This window comes from Klebsiella oxytoca NBRC 105695, assembly GCF_001598695.1.
GTDB classification, from domain to species: domain Bacteria; phylum Pseudomonadota; class Gammaproteobacteria; order Enterobacterales; family Enterobacteriaceae; genus Klebsiella; species Klebsiella oxytoca.
In genome coordinates, this window is sequence record NZ_BCZK01000006.1 from 255,354 (window position 1) to 273,756 (window position 18,403).

Here is an 18,403-nt window from a genome sequence, read left to right on the forward strand (position 1 = left end):
CCATGAGTCTGAAAGAGAAAACCCAAGCCCTGTTTGCTGAGAAATTTGGCTACCCGGCCAGCCATGTTATCCAGGCCCCAGGCCGCGTTAACCTGATCGGCGAGCATACCGACTATAACGATGGGTTCGTGCTGCCCTGCGCCATTGATTACCAGACGGTTATCGCCTGTGCGCCGCGCGACGATCGTACCGTGCGGGTTATTGCCGCCGATTACGACAATCAGACCGATGAATTCTCTCTCGACTCGCCGATTACCAGCCACGACACCCAGCAGTGGTCAAACTATGTCCGCGGCGTGGTGAAGCATCTCCAGCAGCGGAATAACGCCTTCGGCGGCGCGGACCTGACGATCAGCGGTAACGTGCCGCAAGGCGCCGGGTTAAGCTCCTCGGCTTCGCTGGAGGTCGCCGTCGGCACGGTGTTCCAGCAGCTGTACCACCTGCCGCTCGATGGCGCTCAAATTGCCCTGAACGGCCAGGAAGCGGAAAATCAGTTCGTCGGCTGCAACTGCGGCATTATGGACCAGCTGATCTCCGCGCTTGGTAAAAAAGATCACGCTCTGCTGATCGACTGCCGCTCCTTAGGGACGAAAGCGGTGTCGATGCCGAAAGGCGTCGCGGTAGTGATTATCAACAGTAACTTTAAGCGCACCCTGGTGGGCAGCGAATACAACACCCGTCGCGAGCAGTGCGAAACCGGCGCGCGCTTCTTCCAGCGTCCGGCTCTGCGCGACGTCACGCTGCAAGAGTTCAACGCCGTGGCTCACGAGCTTGATCCGGTGGTCGCCAAACGCGTTCGCCACGTGCTGACTGAAAACGCCCGCACCGTAGAAGCCGCATCGGCGCTGGAAAAAGGCGACCTGCAGCGGATGGGCGAACTGATGGCGGAATCTCACGCCTCCATGCGCGATGATTTTGAAATCACCGTACCGCAGATTGATACCCTGGTAGAGATCGTCAAAGCGACCATCGGCAACAAAGGCGGCGTTCGCATGACCGGCGGCGGCTTCGGCGGCTGTATCGTCGCGCTGGTGCCGGAGGAGCTGGTTGATACCGTGCAGCAGGCCGTTGCCAGAGAGTATGAAGCGAAAACGGGCATTAAAGAGACCTTCTACGTCTGCAAACCGTCGCAGGGAGCCGGGCAATGCTAAAGCAAACAACGGAGCTGGCGCCGGACGGCCAGCCATGGAATCTTCTTACCCTGCGTAACGACGCAGGCATGACGGTCACCGTGATGGACTGGGGCGCGACGCTGCTCTCCGCGCGCGTGCCCCTGGCGGACGGTAGCGAACGAGAAGCGCTGCTCGGCTGCGCAACCCCCGGCGACTATACGCGCCAGGCCGCTTACCTTGGCGCTTCCGTAGGCCGTTACGCTAACCGTATTGCCAACAGCCGCTTTACCCTGGATGGCCAGCTCATCAATCTGACGCCCTCCAACGAGGCTGGCCATCAGCTCCACGGCGGACCGGAAGGTTTTGATAAGCGCCGCTGGCAAATTGTTAGCGCTGACGCTCGCCACGCGCTGTTTTCTCTCTCCTCCCGCGATGGCGATCAGGGCTATCCTGGTAATCTGACGGCAACCGCGCACTACCGCCTGACCGACGATAACCGGATCGCTATTGAGTATCGCGCCACCGTGGACCAGCCGTGCCCGGTGAATCTGACAAACCACGTCTATTTCAACCTCGATGGCGTGCAGAGCGACGTGCGCAACCATAAGCTGCAAATTTTTGCCGATGTTTATCTGCCCGTCGAAAGCGACGGTATTCCGGGGGGAGATCTGCAAAACGTCACCCTGACCAGCTTCGATTTCCGCACGCCGAAAACCCTGGCGGACGACTTCCTGCGTGACGAAGATCAGCAAAAAGTAAAAGGTTATGACCATGCCTTCCTGCTACAGGCGCTGGGGAATGCCGATACTCCGGCCGCTCACGTCTGGTCGCAGGACGAAAAGCTACAGATGACGGTTTATACATCTGCCCCCGCGTTGCAGTTTTACTCCGGCAACTATCTTGGCGGCACGCCGTCGCGCACAGCGCAGGCGTACGATGACTGGCAGGGCCTGGCTCTGGAGAGCGAGTTCCTTCCAGATTCTCCGAATCATCCGGAATGGCCGCAGCCGGATTGTGTACTGCGCCCCGGCGAAGAGTACGTCAGCCTGACGGAATATCAGTTTATCGCTCGATAGCCTCTGGCCCTCCCGATGGAGGGCTTTTTATCATTTTGCTGAAAATTACGTCACTTACAGACAAAAACATAACCTCTGTTTTACAAGCACCTTACACTGAGCCACTATTTTCGCTATGGTTAGGGATAAGCATTGCCGTGAGGTAAATCGCGGCAATATAATGAGAATAGTTATCAATCAATAAATATACACACTACAGATTTCGGGTCGCATCAAGGCGGCAAATGAGCAAATCCCCGGGAACATAGTGAACTATGTGACCAGGGTGAGTGAAAGTAGCCAACGACGAGGCGGCGCGAAAGATGACGTGTATTGAGGAGTAAGTGTATGGCTGTAACTAAGCTGGTACTCGTTCGTCACGGCGAAAGCCAATGGAATAACGAAAACCGTTTCACCGGTTGGTATGACGTTGACCTGTCTGAAAAAGGCGTTGGTGAAGCAAAAGCGGCCGGTAAGCTGCTGAAAGAAGAAGGCTTCAGCTTCGACTTTGCTTATACCTCTGTGCTGAAACGTGCCATCCACACCCTGTGGAACGTGCTGGACGAACTGGATCAGGCCTGGCTGCCGGTTGAGAAATCCTGGAAACTGAACGAACGCCACTACGGTGCGCTGCAGGGCCTGAACAAAGCGGAAACCGCTGAAAAATACGGTGACGAACAGGTTAAACAGTGGCGTCGCGGCTTTGCGGTAACGCCGCCGGAGCTGACCAAAGACGATGAGCGCTATCCGGGCCACGATCCGCGCTACGCCAAACTGACCGATGCAGAACTGCCGACGACCGAGAGTCTGGCGCTGACCATCGACCGCGTCGTGCCATACTGGAACGAAACGATTCTGCCGCGTCTGAAAAGCGGTGAGCGCGTGATTATCGCCGCTCACGGCAACTCCCTGCGTGCGCTGGTGAAATACCTCGACAATATGGGCGAAGCAGAGATCCTTGAACTGAACATCCCGACTGGCGTACCGCTGGTGTATGAGTTTGACGAAAACTTTAAGCCGATCAAACACTACTATCTGGGTAACGCCGACGAGATCGCCGCGAAAGCGGCTGCCGTTGCCAACCAGGGCAAAGCGAAGTAATACTCGCAGGATGTAAAAAAAGCGTGGAGCAATCCACGCTTTTTTTTGCGCCGTTCGCTGCAGACTTAACCGCGACGCGCTTTTACCGCCCCGGCCAGCTGGCGAAGTAGCGTATCGGTATCTTCCCAGCCGATGCAGGCATCGGTAATACTTTTACCGTAGGTCAGCGGTTCGCCGCTTTCAAGACTCTGATTGCCTTCCACCAGGTGGCTTTCAATCATCACGCCCATAATCGACCGCTCGCCGCCGGCAACCTGCTGACATACGTCAGCGCCGACATCCATCTGCTTTTTAAACTGTTTGCTGGAGTTGGCGTGGCTGAAATCAATCATAATTTGAGCGGGCAGACCTGCTTTCGCCAGACCGACCTTCACTTCGGCAACGTGCTGCGCGCTGTAGTTCGGCTCTTTTCCGCCGCGCAGGATAATATGGCAATCGCTATTACCGCTGGTGTTCACAATTGCCGAATGCCCCCATTTGGTCACCGACAGGAAGCAGTGCGGCGCGCCGGCGGCGTTAATGGCGTCGATAGCCACTTTGATGGTTCCGTCGGTGCCGTTTTTAAATCCGACCGGGCAGGACAGACCGGAAGAGAGCTCACGATGCACCTGCGACTCCGTGGTCCGCGCGCCAATCGCGCCCCAGCTCATCAGATCGGCAAGATACTGCGGCGTGATCATATCGAGGAATTCCCCCGCCGCGGGCAGCCCGCTGTCGTTGATATCAAGCAGCAGCTTGCGCGCGATACGCAGGCCATCGTTGATGCGGAAGCTGTTATCCATATGCGGATCGTTGATCAGCCCTTTCCAGCCGACGGTGGTACGCGGTTTCTCAAAATAAACGCGCATCACGATTTCCAGCTCGCCTTTTAGCTCTTCACGAAGCTTAAGCAGACGTTCAGCATACTCTTTTGCCGCCGCCGGATCGTGAATGGAGCAGGGCCCAATGACCACCAGCAGGCGATCGTCATTCCCTTTCAGGATCTGATGGATCGCTTTACGAGCATGCGCAACGGTATTGGCAGCATTTTCGGTAGCGGGGAATTTTTCCAGGAGCGCAACGGGAGGTAATAATTCGTTGATCTCTTTAATACGTAAATCGTCGTTCTGATAATTCATCTTATTTCCAGCGTTGCCATACTTATCCAGTGAAATGCAATCCCTCCAATCTATCTCTTCATGCAAAAAGTGTAAACGTGATTTTACAGTAGCGGCAGAATATTCCTGGAAATAGGCTAAAAAACGCCATAAAGTCGCGGAATAGTGGCCGCAAGCTATAATTTTTAACTGTTAGAACTTAATTTTCTTTAGCATTCAGCATTATATATTAATGCCGCTCGCTATCACCGAAGCTTTAACCACAACGAGTCAAACCTCCGGCAAATGCACTGTTGGAAGAGGTAATTCGACAAATCGACATAACAGGAGCATCCAATGAAAATGAATAAGCTAACCAGTCTTCTCCTCGCAGCAACCCTTGGTCTGGCCAGCGGCGCGGCCCTGGCCGCCGATACCGGGGCGCAGTCGAATAATGGGCAAGCGAATGCAGCGGCCGACGCGGGCCAGGTCGCCCCCGATGCGCGTGAAAACGTGGCGCCAAACAACGTCGACAACGGTAAAATCAACTCCGGTTCCACCGATACCAACGGCACCATGCTCCACCCTGACGGCTCGACCATGAACCATGACGGCATGTCGAGCGACGAAGTGCACAAAAATTCAATGTGCAAAGATGGCCGCTGTCCGGATACTGATAAAAAAGTCGGTCAGGACGAAGCGACGAAAACCGACGGTACCACCCAGTAAGCTGAGTGCCGGACACCAGGGAGGAGAGCTAAGGCTCTCCTTTTTTTCATTTTATTTACCCCAGAAAGGGAATCATGTCATAAAGTAATCATCAAAATAATAATGTAGGGAAGGCACCATGGGGCAATCACACTCGCATAATTCTGCGCAACCCACCGAAGATAAAAATGCCCGTCGGCTACTGCTGGCGTTCTGCGTTACTGCCGGGTTCATGGTGGTTGAGGTCGCAGGCGGACTCATTTCAGGTTCACTGGCGCTGCTGGCCGATGCCGGGCATATGTTGACGGACGCAGCAGCGCTGCTGTTCGCCTTTCTGGCAGTGCGTTTCGCCAGTCGACCGCCGAATGCGCAACATACCTTTGGCTGGCTGCGGCTGACCACGCTGGCGGCTTTTCTCAATGCCATTGCTTTAGTGGTCATTACGATCCTCATCGTCTGGGAGGCCATTCAGCGCTTTCATCATCCGCAGCCGGTGGCCGGTAAAACGATGATGGTTATTGCGGTTGCCGGCCTGCTGGCCAATATTCTGGCCTTTTGGATCCTGCATCGCGGCAGTGAAGAACGTAATCTCAATGTGCGGGCCGCCGCTCTGCATGTGCTGGGGGATTTACTCGGCTCGGTCGGGGCGATTATTGCCGCTATCGTGATCCTTACGACCGGCTGGACGCCTATCGACCCCATCCTGTCCGTGCTGGTATCGTGCCTGGTTTTGCGCAGCGCCTGGCGTTTGCTGCAGGAGAGCGTCAACGAACTGCTGGAGGGGGCGCCGCGCTCGCTTGATGTTGAGGCACTAAAACGCGATCTGCGTCGCTCAATACCGGAGGTGCGCGATGTACATCACGTCCACGCCTGGCTGGTCGGCGAAAAAACGGTGATGACGCTGCACGTGCAGGTGGTACCGCCGCACGATCACGATGGCCTGCTGGAACGGATCCAACATTTCTTACAGCATAAGTACGAAATTGGACACGTAACGGTGCAGATGGAGTATCAACCCTGCAGCGGCCCGGAGTGCCGTCTCAACATGACGCACGCCGGGCATGGCCATCACCATCACCACTAGCGGGAAAACGCGCGAGAGCCTCGCTCACGCGCGCTATTAATCCACATCCGGCTGCCGTTGAGGGCGATGAATGTCAGAATCAAATATTCGAGCGACATCGCATAAACCCCCTGGAGGGCGAAAATAACGACGCTAATAACGTTGATGATCACCCACAGCAGCCAGTTTTCAACGTATTTTCGGGTCATCAGAATCATCGCCGCAATCGAGAGTACCATCATGCAGGAGTCCCAGAACGGGAATGCGTCTGGCTGCAGCGCCGGCATAACGACCTGCAGGCCCAGGGCGTGCATCAGCGCAACGGCAATCCTGGTCAGATACGCAAAAACCGGATCGATAAATAGCGTCATCAGGCCAATCGCCACCACGCAGGCCGCCAGCCAGCCTAACGCTTTCGGCAGCGGTAGCCAGCGGATTTGCAGCTCAGCCTGGTTATCGCTGGTCTGTCGTGACCAGGCATACCAGCCGTAGACGTTGGCAACAAAGAAGAAGACCTGGAGCAGAAGGCTGGCGTACAGCTGGATCTGAAAAAAGATAATGGCAAACAGCGTGACGTTGATTAACCCAAAGGCATAGTTGACGATCTTCTCCAGGCTCGCCAGCCAGATACACAGCAGGCCTGCGATAGTACCGACGGCTTCAATCCACGACAGATCATAGCCCCCGGCGCCAATGGGTATGTGAACTAAAATATTCTGCGTACTAAAAAAATCCATCTTATCCCCAGAGCGTACTGTGACGCAGTAATGAACTATCCCCGAAGTGTAGCCGCAAAATCGAGCATTCTGTTTAGCGGAACCAGCGCCCCGGTACGCAGCTGTTCATCAACATGAATTTCATGTTCAGCGCCCCCGTTCTCCAGCGCTTCAGCAATGGCCTGCAGGCCATTCATCGCCATCCACGGACAGTGCGCGCAGCTGCGGCAGGTCGCCCCTTCGCCTGCCGTAGGGGCTTCCAGCAGCTCTTTTTCCGGCACCGCCTGCTGCATTTTGTAAAAAATACCCCGGTCGGTGGCGACAATCAGCTGCTGGTGCGGGAGCGTTTTTGCCGCACTGATTAACTGGCTGGTTGAACCTACCGCATCGGCCATATCGACGATCGCCTGCGGTGATTCCGGGTGAACCAGAACCGCAGCCTGCGGATATAGCGCTTTCATTCTTGCCAGCGCTTGAGTTTTGAATTCATCATGAACAATACAGGCCCCATGCCAGCACAGCACGTCGGCGCCGGTCTGTTTTTGCACGTAGCTGCCCAGATGGCGGTCCGGCGCCCAGAGGATTTTTTCCCCCATGCTATCCAGATGCTCAATGAGTTCCACTGCGATACTGGAGGTCACAACCCAGTCGGCGCGAGCCTTAACCGCCGCAGAGGTATTGGCATAGACCACAACGGTGCGGTCCGGGTGAGCGTCGCAAAAAGCGCTGAACGCCTCGATCGGGCAGCCAAGATCCAATGAACACTCCGCCTGCAGCGTGGGCATCAGGATGGTTTTTTCCGGGCTGAGGATTTTCGCCGTTTCTCCCATAAACCGTACGCCGGCGACCAGCAGCGTAGAGGCGGAATGTCGGGCGCCGAAGCGCGCCATTTCCAGAGAGTCGGAGATGCAGCCACCGGTCTCTTCAGCCAGTTGTTGAATTTCGGGGTCGGTATAGTAATGGGCCACCATTGCCGCATCGCGTTCACGCAGCAGGCGTTTAATTTTTTCACGATAGAAGTGCTTCTCATCGCGGTTTAACGGCATGGGCTTGGGGGGAAAGGGATAAATTGCCGCTTCCGGATCAAACATTACGCTCATCTTGCAGTCTCGTTTCACTGGCTTAACTTGAAAACCGCAATAACGCCCGCAAAACGGCATTATTCGGTAATGGTGTTTTATATGCTAAACAAGATAGCCGATTGTGCAGAAAATGTCGTGAGGAATTTTGCCCTCAGGGACCATTTCCCGGAGGCGATGCTGCGCATCTGTCCGGGCTACTGGCCTGTGCCAATTGTAGCCACGGTAAACACAGTGCGACGGTAGAATAACGCAGCATTAAAGTATTGCGGATTATTGTGATTTTCGAGGAAATGGCAGATAGCAAAAAAGCGCCTTTAGGGCGCTTTTTTGCATTGGTGGGTCGTGCAGGATTCGAACCTGCGACCAATTGATTAAAAGTCAACTGCTCTACCAACTGAGCTAACGACCCCTTGCGGGTTTACTGCTAACTGGAACGATTCAGGATGGTGCGTCGTGCAGGATGACTCGGCTTTGCCTCGCCCTACGGGCCGTTGCTGACGCAACGTTATCCTTCACGCTTACTACCCGCCCTCAGCTGAGGATTGGTGGGTCGTGCAGGATTCGAACCTGCGACCAATTGATTAAAAGTCAACTGCTCTACCAACTGAGCTAACGACCCGCTCGGGTACTGCCTGAATATTCTTCACTCGTCACCAATTCGAAATTGGTGGGTCGTGCAGGATGACTCGCTTTCGCTCGCCCTATGGGCCGTTGCTGACGCAACGTTATCCTTCACGTTTAACATCTGAGTTCAATGTTAAATTGGTGGGTCGTGCAGGATTCGAACCTGCGACCAATTGATTAAAAGTCAACTGCTCTACCAACTGAGCTAACGACCCGAGTGGTGGGTGATGACGGGATCGAACCGCCGACCCCCTCCTTGTAAGGGAGGTGCTCTCCCAGCTGAGCTAATCACCCGATACTGCGCTGGATACATCTTTTCACGGTGGCTCGTGCAGGATGACTCGGCTTCGCCTCGCCCTACGTGCCGCTGCTGACGCAACGTTATCCTTCACGTTTTACTATCGCGTTCCACCAGAACGATTGGTGGGTCGTGCAGGATTCGAACCTGCGACCAATTGATTAAAAGTCAACTGCTCTACCAACTGAGCTAACGACCCACTATTTTTGTCGCTTTGGGCTTGTTCGATATCCCTTGGCAACGGCGGCATATATTACTGATTTCAGAATTCAGCGCAACAACAATTTAGATAAAGATTGCTTAACTGCTTAGGATTCATGCGACAAGACCAGAAATAATGCGATTTCTGGTCATGCCATAATCATCCGAGCGCGTTAAGGCGTTTTTGCGCTTGTTTGGCTCCGTCGGTGCCAGGAAATTTACTGACCACCTGCTGATAAACCGCTTTGGCTTTTGCGGTATCGCCTTTGTCCTGCATGATTACGCCGACTTTAAACATCGCATCGGGCGCTTTCGGAGATTTAGGGTAGTTTTTCACCACGGAAGCGAAATAGTACGCCGCATCGTCCTTTTTACCCTTATTGTAATTCAGCTGACCGAGCCAGTAGTTGGCGTTCGGCTGATACGTTGAATCGGGGTACTTTTTGACGAAGTTCTGGAAAGCCGCCATCGCGTCGTCCTGGCGGGAAGCATCCTTCACCAGCGCGATAGCCGCGTTGTAATCGGTGTTTGCATCGCCGGTCGACGCCGGAGCGCCTGATGAAGCCGCTGGCGCGCTTGCCGCAGCGCCTTGCTCACTGGCTGACGACGGGCTTTGCGCGCCCGTCGCGCCGCCACCGCTGCTCAGACCGTCGATCTGCAGCAGGATCTGCTTCTGGCGTTCAACAACCTGATTCAGCTGATACTGGCTTTCCTGAATTTGGCCGCGCAGGGAATCAATATCGGACTGATTATCGGAGAGTTGTTGCTGGAGCTGGGTTAAAAGCTGGCTGTGCGCATTGGAAATACGCTCGAGTTGAGTGACACGGTCTTCGACCGAGCCTGAGCCGACACTACTGATTGGCGCCTGAGCAAAAGCGGCCCAGGGGGCCGCTATGCCAACCAGTAACGACAGACTCAATAGATGATGTCTGAAGTTACTGCTCATGCAATTCTCTTAGTAAACCAGTACGGCGCGACGGTTTTTGGCGTAAGCCGCTTCGTCGTGGCCCAGTACTGCAGGTTTTTCTTTACCGTAAGAAACGATGGAGATCTGGTCAGCAGAAACACCTTTGCCCTGCAGATACATCTTAACGGCATTAGCACGACGCTCACCCAGAGCGATGTTGTATTCCGGCGTACCGCGCTCATCCGCATGACCTTCTACGGTCACTTTGTAAGACGGGTTGCTACGCAGGAAGTTAGCGTGCGCGTCCAGCATTGCAGCGAAGTCAGAACGGATATCGTATTTGTCCAGATCGAAGTAAACGATATTGTTCTGCTGCAGCTGTTGCATCTGCAGACGAGCCTGCTCTTCGGAAGACATGTTGCCGCCGTTAGCGTTACCGTCCATACCAGTGCCGGCACCCAGCATGCCTTCACCGCTCTGGTCGTTGCTGGCGTTCTTGTTAGAAGAACACGCCGCGATTGCCATAACCGGCAGAGCGATCAACAGCCCTTTCAGCACTTTGTTCAGTTGCATTTCTTTGATTCCTTTAATAATCAATTATTTATTATCACAGATACGGCGACCAGGCAGGCGATTTTACCTGTCCATCAGTTGCCGGAAGACGCGCTTTGAAACGCCCATCTGTAGAAACCAGATTCAGCACGGATCCCATCCCCTGAGAAGAGCTGTAGATTACCATAGTGCCGTTAGGTGCCAGACTTGGCGTTTCATCTAAAAACGTTGATGACAGAACCTGCACACCACCCGCTTCCAGATCTTGTTTGGCAATGTGCTGCTGACCACCGGCCGAGCTTACCATTACCATAGTTTTACCATCAGCGCTCACGTCAGCATCCTGGTTTTGTGAACCTTCCCAGGTAATACGCTGCGGCGTGCCGCCATTAATATTGACTTTATATACCTGCGGACGTCCCGCCTGGTCGGAAGTAAAGGCCAGATTCTGGCTATCCGGGAACCAGCTTGGTTCGGTGTTATTGCTACGACCATTGGTCACCTGGCGAATCTGACCGGATCCGAGGTCCATCACGTACAGGTTCAGGCTACCGGTTTTCGACAGAGCGAAGGCCAGTTTGCTGCCGTCCGGCGAAAACGCCGGGGCGCCGTTGTGCTGCGGGAACGAAGCAATCTGACGAACGGAGCCGTTAGCCAGAGTCTGCACCACCAGCGCAGAACGACCGCTTTCAAAGGTTACATAGGCCAGTTTCGCACCATCCGGAGACCAGGCCGGAGACATCAGCGGCTGGGTGGAACGGTGAACGAGGAACTGGTTGTAACCATCGTAGTCGGATACGCGCAGTTCGTACGGGAACTGGCCGCCGTTCTTCTGCACCACGTAGGCGATACGGGTACGGAAGGCGCCCTTGATGCCGGTCAGCTTTTCAAATACCGCGTCGCTGGCAGCGTGCGCGGCATAGCGCAGATACTGCTTAGTAACTTTAAATGAGTTCTGTGCAAGCACGGTACCCGGCGCGCCGCCGGTATCCACCAGCTGGTAGGCGACGTTATAGGAGCCGTCAGGGTTTTGCGTCACCTGACCCACCACAACGGCGTCAATACCCAGCGCAGACCATGCCGCAGGCTGTACTTCCTGAGCGCTACCCGGCTGCTGAGGCAGGCGAGAGCGATCGAGCGGGTTAAACTTGCCGCTGTTGCGCAGGTCAGCCGCCACGATACCGCCCACATCTTCAGGTGCAGCACCCTGCCCCGCCCACTGGAACGGCACTACGCCGATTGGGCGTGCCGAGTCAACCCCTTGGGTAATCTCGATGCGTACTTCTGCGTGCAGCACTGCCGCCCACAGCATTAAAAAACCAAATGCTACTCGTAATGCCTGCTTCATCATATCTCCCTTATCCAGGCGGAAAGCCCACGATAATTTAGCAGAATGTTAACAAACCCAAATACACAAAACTACTAAAACCCTGTGACTACAATAGATTGTTTTTCCCCGCTTGCACGGGGAAAAATATCACTGAGGTTTGAAGTCCAACGGCGCATTTTTGAATACTTCATATACCGCCTGACTAGGCGGTTTTGGGAACTTAGCCTGTCGGGCTGCTGCAAGAGCGGCCTGACAAAGCGCAGGATCCCCACCTTCAGACTGTATATTTAGCAACATGCCATCCGGAGCAAGTTTAATACGCAAGGTACAGGTCTTGCCTGAGTAAGACGCTGCGTCGTAAAACTTACTTTCAATGGCAGATTTGATCTGCCCGGCATAATTGCTGATATCAGCTCCTGATGCGCCATTATTTTTAGTATTACCACTCCCGGCAGCAGATGCATTGCTCCCTTTCGCCCCACCGCCAGTTTTAGGCGCATTCTTACCGGAGCTCAGGTCGCCGAGCAGATCGTCCACGCCGTTGGCCTCTTTGGCCGCAGCGGCTTTCTTCGCGGCTGCTGCCTTAGCGGCTGCGGCTTTCGCTGCTTTGTCTGCGGCGGCCTTCTCTGCTGCTGCGGCTTTGGCTGCCGCAGCTTTCTCAGCGGCGGCTTTTTCCGCTGCGGCGGCTTTCTCGGCTGCTGCTTTCTCAGCAGCGGCTTTCTGCGCGGCGGCTTTTTCTGCCGCTTTTTCGGCAGCAGCCTTTTCAGCCGCAGCCTGTTTCGCCGCTTCTTGCTGCGCTTTTTTCTCTGCCTGCTGCTGCGCTTTCTTCTCGGCTTCCTGCTGAGCTTTCTTCGCTGCATCCGCTTCGGCTTTCTTCTGCGCGTCCGCGGCCGCTTTCGCGGCTTCTGCTTCTGCCTGTTTCTTCGCATCCGCCGCCGCTTTCGCCGCAGCGGCTTCGGCTGCTTTCGCCTGAGCATCGGCCTTCGCTTTTGCATCAGCGGCGGCTTTGGCGGCAGCTTCCTGCGCCTCTTTCGCCTGAGCGTCCGCTTTCGCTTTGGCCGCTGCGGCGGCTTTCGCCGCGGCTTCTTCCGCCTGTTTCTGCTGCTCTTTCGCCTCTTTAGCCGCTTCCTGCGCCTGCAGACGCTCCTGTTCCAGCTGTTTTAGCCGTTCCTGCTCGGCGGCCTGCTTTTCGCGCAACTCTTCCGCCTGCTGCTGAGCCTGCTTTTCACGCTGCTCGGCGGCGCGGCGGGCGCTGGCCTGCTGCTGCTGTTGACGGTCATAATTCTTCACAACCGCCCCCGGATCGACCATAACCGCATCTATAGAAGAGCCCCCGCCGCCGCCGGCAGAAGCATCCAGATGCTCGTCAAACGAACTCCAGATCAGCAGCGCTATCAAGACGATGTGCAGCGCGACTGAAACTATGATCGCTCGTTTAAGCTTGTCGTTTTGTTCGGTTGCCTTTGACACTATCGGTTCCCAAAAACTGTTCGCCTGTTCCCGTTCGATGACGTCGGCCGCGGGACACGTTTGTCCCACCGTCGCCATATTGGCGGGGGTGCGTATTGCGAGCGATTAGATCGGCTTAGTCATCAAGCCAACCGATTTAACCCCTGCGCTATGCAACAGGTTAAGCGCTTTAATAATCTCATCGTATGGCACCTCTTTCGCACCGCCGATCAGGAACACCGTTTTCTCATTCGCCTCAAGTCGACGCCTGGCTTCGGCAATAACCTGTTCAGGCGGCAGCTGCGATAGCGTTTCCGGGCCAATTTTCACGTTGTACTGCCCGACTCCGGAAACCTCAACGATCACCGGCGGTTCATCGTTGCTTTTTACCGCCTGCGATTCCGTTGCGTCCGGCAGGTCGACCTCTACGCTCTGCGTAATGATCGGCGCTGTCGCCATAAAGATCAGCAACAGCACCAGCAGGACATCCAGCAGCGGAACGATGTTGATCTCGGACTTCAGTTCGCGACGCCCGCGTCCACGTGCTCTGGCCATGGCTTACCCCTTATTGCTTTCGCTGCTGGTAAACGCCTGACGGTGCAGAATAGCGGTGAACTCTTCCATAAAGTTGTCGTAGTTCAGCTCAAGTTTGTTCACGCGCTGGTTCAGACGGTTATAAGCCATAACCGCCGGGATAGCGGCAAAGAGACCAATTGCGGTCGCAATGAGCGCCTCTGCAATACCCGGTGCCACCATTTGCAGCGTCGCCTGTTTTACCGCGCCCAGCGCGATAAAGGCGTGCATGATCCCCCATACGGTACCAAACAGACCGATATACGGGCTGATAGAACCTACCGTACCGAGGAACGGGATGTGCGTCTCCAGGGATTCCAGCTCGCGATTCATCGAGATACGCATCGCGCGCGATGCCCCTTCAACAATTGCTTCCGGCGCATGGCTGTTGGCGCGATGCAGACGAGCAAACTCTTTAAAACCGCTGTAGAAGATTTGTTCCGAACCGGTCAGATTATCGCGACGGCCCTGGCTTTCCTGATACAGACGAGAAAGCTCAATACCTGACCAGAACTTATCTTCAAACGCTTCGGCTTCACGCGACGCCGAGTTAAGAATGCGCGTTCTCTGGATAATAATGGCCCAGGAGGCGATAGAAAAACAAACTAAAATCAACATGATAAGTTTAACCAGAAGGCTTGCCTTCAGGAACAAATCAAGGATATTCATCTCAGTCACTGCTTAAACTCCGCGACAATAGACTTGGGAAGCGCACGAGGCTTCATTAAGAGTGGATCAACGCACACGATCAGAACTTCAGCTTCATTCAAAACCACGTTCTCGGCGTTGACGATTCGCTGCGTGAAAACCAGGGTCGCCCCTCGCATTGAGGTTATCTCCGTCTGGATTTCGAGCATGTCGTCGAGTCTGGCGGGCGCAAAATACTCCAGCGTCATTTTGCGAACCACAAAGGCAACTCGTTCAGCCAGCAAAACCTGTTGGCTGAAGTGATGATGGCGCAGCATCTCTGTGCGTGCTCTTTCATAGAAAGCGACGTAGCTGGCGTGGTAAACCACACCACCGGCGTCGGTGTCTTCGTAGTAGACCCGAACCGGCCATCGAAACAGCGTTGTATTCACTTTACATCCCGGTAATGCAACAAAAGGTTAGTGCTTTCAAACTTCGCTACTATACGCGCGGGAATCGTGGTTTGGAATGGGGGAAAGTAAACGAGGAGTAAATTTTTATGGGCTTATGCAAGCCCATATGGTTAACAGAGATTTCTTATTCAAAAGAAGAAAAAGAACAGGCCCAAAACGAGCACAATATCAGCGATAAGCGGACAAAAAATTCCCTGCCAGTGGATGGCGCGCGGGCGAAAGCCCACGCCGTGGATAACGCCGGTACACACCGCCCACATCAGCAGGAAGCCGTGCCAGATTTCCAGCTCACTGGTTTTGGCCGCAAAGCGCGACGGGTCCCAGAAGATGCAGCCCGCTAGCGCCAGCGCCATCAATAAGGAAAGCGCCCTTAACGGGCGCTTGTCCATTATCGCGTAAAGAGTCGCGATAATACTCATCAGTGTTCTTCTTTACCTGCTTTGGTGGCTTCCACGTGCTCAAGCGCCAGCGCGGTAATCACCCCAAAGGCACAAGCAAGAAGCGTTCCCAAAATCCATGCGAAATACCACATATATAGCTCCTTACCTTAGTACAGCGAGTGGGTGTTCTTTTCGATGTCTTCGCGAGTGATGCGACCGAACATTTTCCAGTAACACCAGGTGGTGTAGGCCAGAATAATCGGTACGAAGACAATCGCCACGTAAGTCATCAGGTTCAGCGTCAGCTGGCTGGAGGTGGCATCCCACATGGTCAGGCTCGCGTTCATCGCCGTGCTTGAAGGCATAATGAACGGGAACATGGCGATACCGGCAGTCAGAATGATGCACGCCAGCGTCAGCGAGGAGAACAGAAATGCCCAGGCGCCTTTATCTGCTTTGGTCGAAATGACGGTCAGCAGCGGCAGCGCCACGCCCAGAGCAGGAATCGCCCATAGCGCCGGCATATTATTAAAGTTCACCATCCACGCGCCGGCCTCACGAGCCACTTCTTTGGTCAGCGGGTTAGACGGGCCGGTATGATCCATGACGGATTTCACTACGTAACCGTCGATGCCATAGTAGACCCAAACGCCTGCCAGCGCGAAGCAGACCAGCGTCACCAGCGCCGCTACCGTTGAGACGGTGCGGGTACGCAGGTGCAGTTCGCCCACGGTACGCATCTGCAGATAGGTCGCGCCCTGCGTCAGGATCATCGCCACGCTAACAATACCGGCCAGCAGTCCAAACGGATTCAGCAGCTGGAAGAAGTTGCCGGTGTAGTACAGACGCAGATATTCATCAACGTGGAACGGAACGCCCTGCAGCAGGTTACCGAACGCCACGCCAATCACCAGCGGCGGTACGAAGCTGCCGACGAAGATGCCCCAGTCCCACATATTACGCCAGCGGGTATCCTCAATCTTCGAGCGGTAGTCGAAACCAACCGGACGGAAGAATAAAGATGCCAGCACCAGGATCATTGCCACGTAGAAGCCGGAAAACGCGGCGGCGTAGACCATCGGCCAGGCGGCAAAGAGCGCGCCGCCTGCGGTGATCAGCCACACCTGGTTTCCGTCCCAGTGCGGAGCAATGGAGTTAATCATAATTCGACGCTCGGTGTCGTTACGACCGAGGAAACGGGTGAGCATGCCCACCCCCATGTCGAAGCCATCGGCGACGGCAAAACCAATGAGCAGAATGCCAATCAGCAGCCACCAGATAAAACGCAATACTTCATAATCGATCATTTGACGACTCCTGTCTTAGCGTGCCGACTGAATAGCCGCAGAGGACTGTTCAAAGTGATAGCGACCGGTTTTCAGGCTGCTTGGTCCTTTGCGGGCAAACTTGAACATGAGGAACAGTTCAGCCACCAGGAACAGCGTGTACAGGCCACAAATCAGCACCATAGAGAAGATCAGGTCGCCCGCAGTCAGCGACGAGTTCGCTACAGCCGTTGGTAGCACTTCACCGATAGCCCAGGGCTGACGGCCATACTCAGCAACAAACCAGCCAGCTTCTACGGCAATCCACGGCAGCGGCAGGCCATAGAACGCAGCGCGCAGCAGCCATTTTTTCTCGCCAATGCGGTTACGAATCACGGTCCAGAAGGAGGCGCCAATAATCAGCAGCATCAGCACGCCGCACGCCACCATGATACGGAAGGCAAAATAGAGCGGCGCCACGGCAGGAATGGAGTCCTTGGTCGCCTGCGCAATCTGCGCTTCCGTCGCGTCGGAGACGTTGTCGGTATAGCGTTTCAGCAGCAGACCATAACCAAGATCTTTCTTCACGTCGTTAAACCGATCGCGAACGGCCTGGTCAGTTGAACCTGCACGCAGCTGTTCCAGCAGCGCGTAAGCCTTCATCCCGTTACGGATACGCTCTTCGTGCTGAACCATCAGATCCTTCAGGCCGGTAACCTGTTTATCGACGGAGCGAGTCGCAATGATGCCCAGCGCGTAAGGAATCTGAATCGCGAAGCGGTTCTCCTCTGCTTTCTGGTCAGGAATACCAAACAGGGTAAAGGCCGCCGGAGCAGGCTGAGTTTCCCATTCTGCTTCGATAGCCGCCAGCTTGGTTTTCTGCACGTCGCCCATTTCGTAACCGGATTCATCACCGAGAACGATAACGGAGAGGATTGCCGCCATGCCGAAGCTTGCTGCGATAGCAAAGGAGCGCTTGGCAAAAGCAAAGTCGCGCCCTTTGAGCATATACCAGGAGCTGATAGCAAGAATGAACATCGCGCCGGTCACGTAGCCGGAAGCCACGGTATGCACGAACTTAACCTGAGCCACCGGGTTCAGAACCAGCTCAGAGAAGCTGACCATCTCCATACGCATGGTTTCAAAGTTGAAGTCCGACGCAATCGGGTTCTGCATCCAGCCGTTAGCGACAAGAATCCACAGCGCCGACAGGTTGGAGCCGAGCGCTACCAGCCAGGTCACGGCCATGTGCTGCACTTTACCCAGACGATCCCAACCGAAGAAGAACAGACCTACAAAGGTAGATTCGAGGAAGAAGGCCATTAAACCTTCAATGGCCAGCGGCGCACCGAAGATATCGCCCACGTAGTGAGAGTAGTAAGACCAGTTTGTCCCGAACTGGAACTCCATGGTCAAACCGGTTGCCACACCCAGAGCGAAGTTGATACCAAACAACTTGCCCCAGAACTTGGTCATATCTTTATAAATCTGTTTGCCGGAAAGGACGTAGACCGTTTCCATGATGGCCAGCAGGAACGCCATACCAAGCGTCAGCGGCACAAACAGGAAGTGGTACATCGCGGTCAAGGCAAACTGTAAGCGCGACAGTTCGACTATATCTAACATCATGACTCCTTGCTCATCGCATGAAGACTCCGAGAGTGAACCCCGTTAGAAAGGGTCACACGCATGCCCCAATACAAATTTATTTGCTTCTTCTCGTCACGCCCGTTTCCTCTGTCAAGGAAACGGTAGTGGTGAAAAGTTACAAACATGTTAACAAAACACCCAAATTGATCCCGTGATTATAT

Annotated in this window: 19 protein-coding genes and 5 tRNA genes; 5 read left to right on the forward strand and 19 right to left on the reverse strand. The window is 54.8% G+C overall.

Going from position 1 to position 18,403, the window contains the following annotated elements; genetic code table 11:
- Positions 1-2: 2 nt before the first annotated feature.
- The 3 genes from galK to gpmA all read left to right on the forward strand — a co-directional run bounded on the left by galK (position 3) and on the right by gpmA (position 3,268).
- The gene (gene galK / locus KO1_RS12865) at positions 3-1,151 is read left to right on the forward strand and encodes a galactokinase (RefSeq protein WP_017146319.1); all 1,149 of its coding nucleotides are present in this window, start codon (positions 3-5) and stop codon (positions 1,149-1,151) included.
- Complete coding sequence (galM, locus tag KO1_RS12870) at positions 1,145-2,188, forward strand: galactose-1-epimerase (RefSeq protein ID WP_004100353.1); 1,044 nt, start codon at positions 1,145-1,147, stop codon at positions 2,186-2,188. The genes galK and galM overlap by 7 nt, the downstream gene beginning before the upstream one ends.
- A gap of 327 nt (positions 2,189-2,515) precedes the next feature.
- Positions 2,516-3,268 carry a 2,3-diphosphoglycerate-dependent phosphoglycerate mutase gene (gpmA, locus tag KO1_RS12875; RefSeq protein ID WP_004100351.1) on the forward strand — a complete coding sequence of 251 codons (753 nt, stop codon included), beginning with the start codon at positions 2,516-2,518 and terminating at the stop codon, positions 3,266-3,268.
- A 65-nt stretch (positions 3,269-3,333) separates the two neighbouring features.
- On the opposite strand, the gene aroG is transcribed toward gpmA, so the two are convergent.
- Complete coding sequence (gene aroG / locus KO1_RS12880; protein ID WP_004111488.1) at positions 3,334-4,386, reverse strand: 3-deoxy-7-phosphoheptulonate synthase AroG; 1,053 nt, start codon at positions 4,384-4,386, stop codon at positions 3,334-3,336.
- A gap of 315 nt (positions 4,387-4,701) precedes the next feature.
- Between aroG and KO1_RS12885 the strand changes: the two genes are divergently transcribed.
- Positions 4,702-5,073 (forward strand): YbgS-like family protein, encoded by a 372-nt coding sequence (locus KO1_RS12885; protein WP_004100346.1) that lies wholly within the window; start codon positions 4,702-4,704, stop codon positions 5,071-5,073.
- A 118-nt stretch (positions 5,074-5,191) separates the two neighbouring features.
- Entirely contained in the window at positions 5,192-6,136 is a 945-nt protein-coding gene (gene zitB / locus KO1_RS12890; protein ID WP_017146320.1) for a CDF family zinc transporter ZitB, read from the forward strand.
- Here zitB and pnuC read toward each other — a convergent pair.
- The 18 genes from pnuC to cydA form a co-directional block, all read right to left on the reverse strand.
- Positions 6,133-6,852 carry a nicotinamide riboside transporter PnuC gene (pnuC, locus tag KO1_RS12895; RefSeq protein WP_004100343.1) on the reverse strand — a complete coding sequence of 240 codons (720 nt, stop codon included), beginning with the start codon at positions 6,850-6,852 and terminating at the stop codon, positions 6,133-6,135. The genes zitB and pnuC overlap by 4 nt on opposite strands.
- A gap of 35 nt (positions 6,853-6,887) precedes the next feature.
- The gene (gene nadA / locus KO1_RS12900) at positions 6,888-7,931 is read right to left on the reverse strand and encodes a quinolinate synthase NadA (RefSeq protein ID WP_004100341.1); all 1,044 of its coding nucleotides are present in this window, start codon (positions 7,929-7,931) and stop codon (positions 6,888-6,890) included.
- 315 nt (positions 7,932-8,246) lie between these two features.
- A tRNA-Lys gene (locus KO1_RS12905) sits at positions 8,247-8,322 on the reverse strand.
- A 134-nt stretch (positions 8,323-8,456) separates the two neighbouring features.
- Positions 8,457-8,532: transfer RNA gene (locus KO1_RS12915), tRNA-Lys, on the reverse strand.
- Between the two features lie 144 nt (positions 8,533-8,676).
- Positions 8,677-8,752, reverse strand: a tRNA-Lys gene (locus KO1_RS12925).
- Positions 8,753-8,755: 3 nt separating this feature from the next.
- Positions 8,756-8,831: transfer RNA gene (locus tag KO1_RS12930), tRNA-Val, on the reverse strand.
- A gap of 127 nt (positions 8,832-8,958) precedes the next feature.
- Positions 8,959-9,034, reverse strand: a tRNA-Lys gene (locus KO1_RS12940).
- Between the two features lie 162 nt (positions 9,035-9,196).
- Positions 9,197-9,982: a cell division protein CpoB gene (gene cpoB, locus KO1_RS12945; RefSeq protein ID WP_004111482.1), complete on the reverse strand. Its 786-nt coding sequence runs from the start codon at positions 9,980-9,982 to the stop codon at positions 9,197-9,199.
- Between the two features lie 9 nt (positions 9,983-9,991).
- Positions 9,992-10,516: a peptidoglycan-associated lipoprotein Pal gene (gene pal / locus KO1_RS12950; protein WP_004100337.1), complete on the reverse strand. Its 525-nt coding sequence runs from the start codon at positions 10,514-10,516 to the stop codon at positions 9,992-9,994.
- A gap of 34 nt (positions 10,517-10,550) precedes the next feature.
- Positions 10,551-11,843: a Tol-Pal system beta propeller repeat protein TolB gene (gene tolB / locus KO1_RS12955; RefSeq protein WP_004100336.1), complete on the reverse strand. Its 1,293-nt coding sequence runs from the start codon at positions 11,841-11,843 to the stop codon at positions 10,551-10,553.
- A gap of 129 nt (positions 11,844-11,972) precedes the next feature.
- Positions 11,973-13,295: a cell envelope integrity protein TolA gene (gene tolA, locus KO1_RS12960; RefSeq protein WP_017146322.1), complete on the reverse strand. Its 1,323-nt coding sequence runs from the start codon at positions 13,293-13,295 to the stop codon at positions 11,973-11,975.
- 105 nt (positions 13,296-13,400) lie between these two features.
- Positions 13,401-13,829, reverse strand: a complete 429-nt coding sequence (gene tolR / locus KO1_RS12965) for a colicin uptake protein TolR (RefSeq protein WP_004100333.1) — start codon at positions 13,827-13,829, stop codon at positions 13,401-13,403.
- Positions 13,830-13,832: 3 nt separating this feature from the next.
- Entirely contained in the window at positions 13,833-14,525 is a 693-nt protein-coding gene (gene tolQ, locus KO1_RS12970) for a Tol-Pal system protein TolQ (protein ID WP_004100332.1), read from the reverse strand.
- Positions 14,522-14,926, reverse strand: coding sequence for a tol-pal system-associated acyl-CoA thioesterase (gene ybgC / locus KO1_RS12975; RefSeq protein ID WP_004100330.1), 405 nt, complete (start codon positions 14,924-14,926; stop codon positions 14,522-14,524). The genes tolQ and ybgC overlap by 4 nt, the downstream gene beginning before the upstream one ends.
- 149 nt (positions 14,927-15,075) lie before the next feature.
- A complete protein-coding gene (gene ybgE, locus KO1_RS12980; protein ID WP_004100327.1) occupies positions 15,076-15,366 on the reverse strand; it encodes a cyd operon protein YbgE in 291 nt (96 codons plus the stop codon).
- Entirely contained in the window at positions 15,366-15,479 is a 114-nt protein-coding gene (cydX, locus tag KO1_RS12985) for a cytochrome bd-I oxidase subunit CydX (protein ID WP_004100325.1), read from the reverse strand. The genes ybgE and cydX overlap by 1 nt, the downstream gene beginning before the upstream one ends.
- 15 nt (positions 15,480-15,494) lie before the next feature.
- Entirely contained in the window at positions 15,495-16,634 is a 1,140-nt protein-coding gene (cydB, locus tag KO1_RS12990) for a cytochrome d ubiquinol oxidase subunit II (RefSeq protein ID WP_004100323.1), read from the reverse strand.
- A gap of 15 nt (positions 16,635-16,649) precedes the next feature.
- The gene (gene cydA, locus KO1_RS12995) at positions 16,650-18,218 is read right to left on the reverse strand and encodes a cytochrome ubiquinol oxidase subunit I (RefSeq protein ID WP_004100321.1); all 1,569 of its coding nucleotides are present in this window, start codon (positions 18,216-18,218) and stop codon (positions 16,650-16,652) included.
- Positions 18,219-18,403 lie beyond the last annotated feature (185 nt).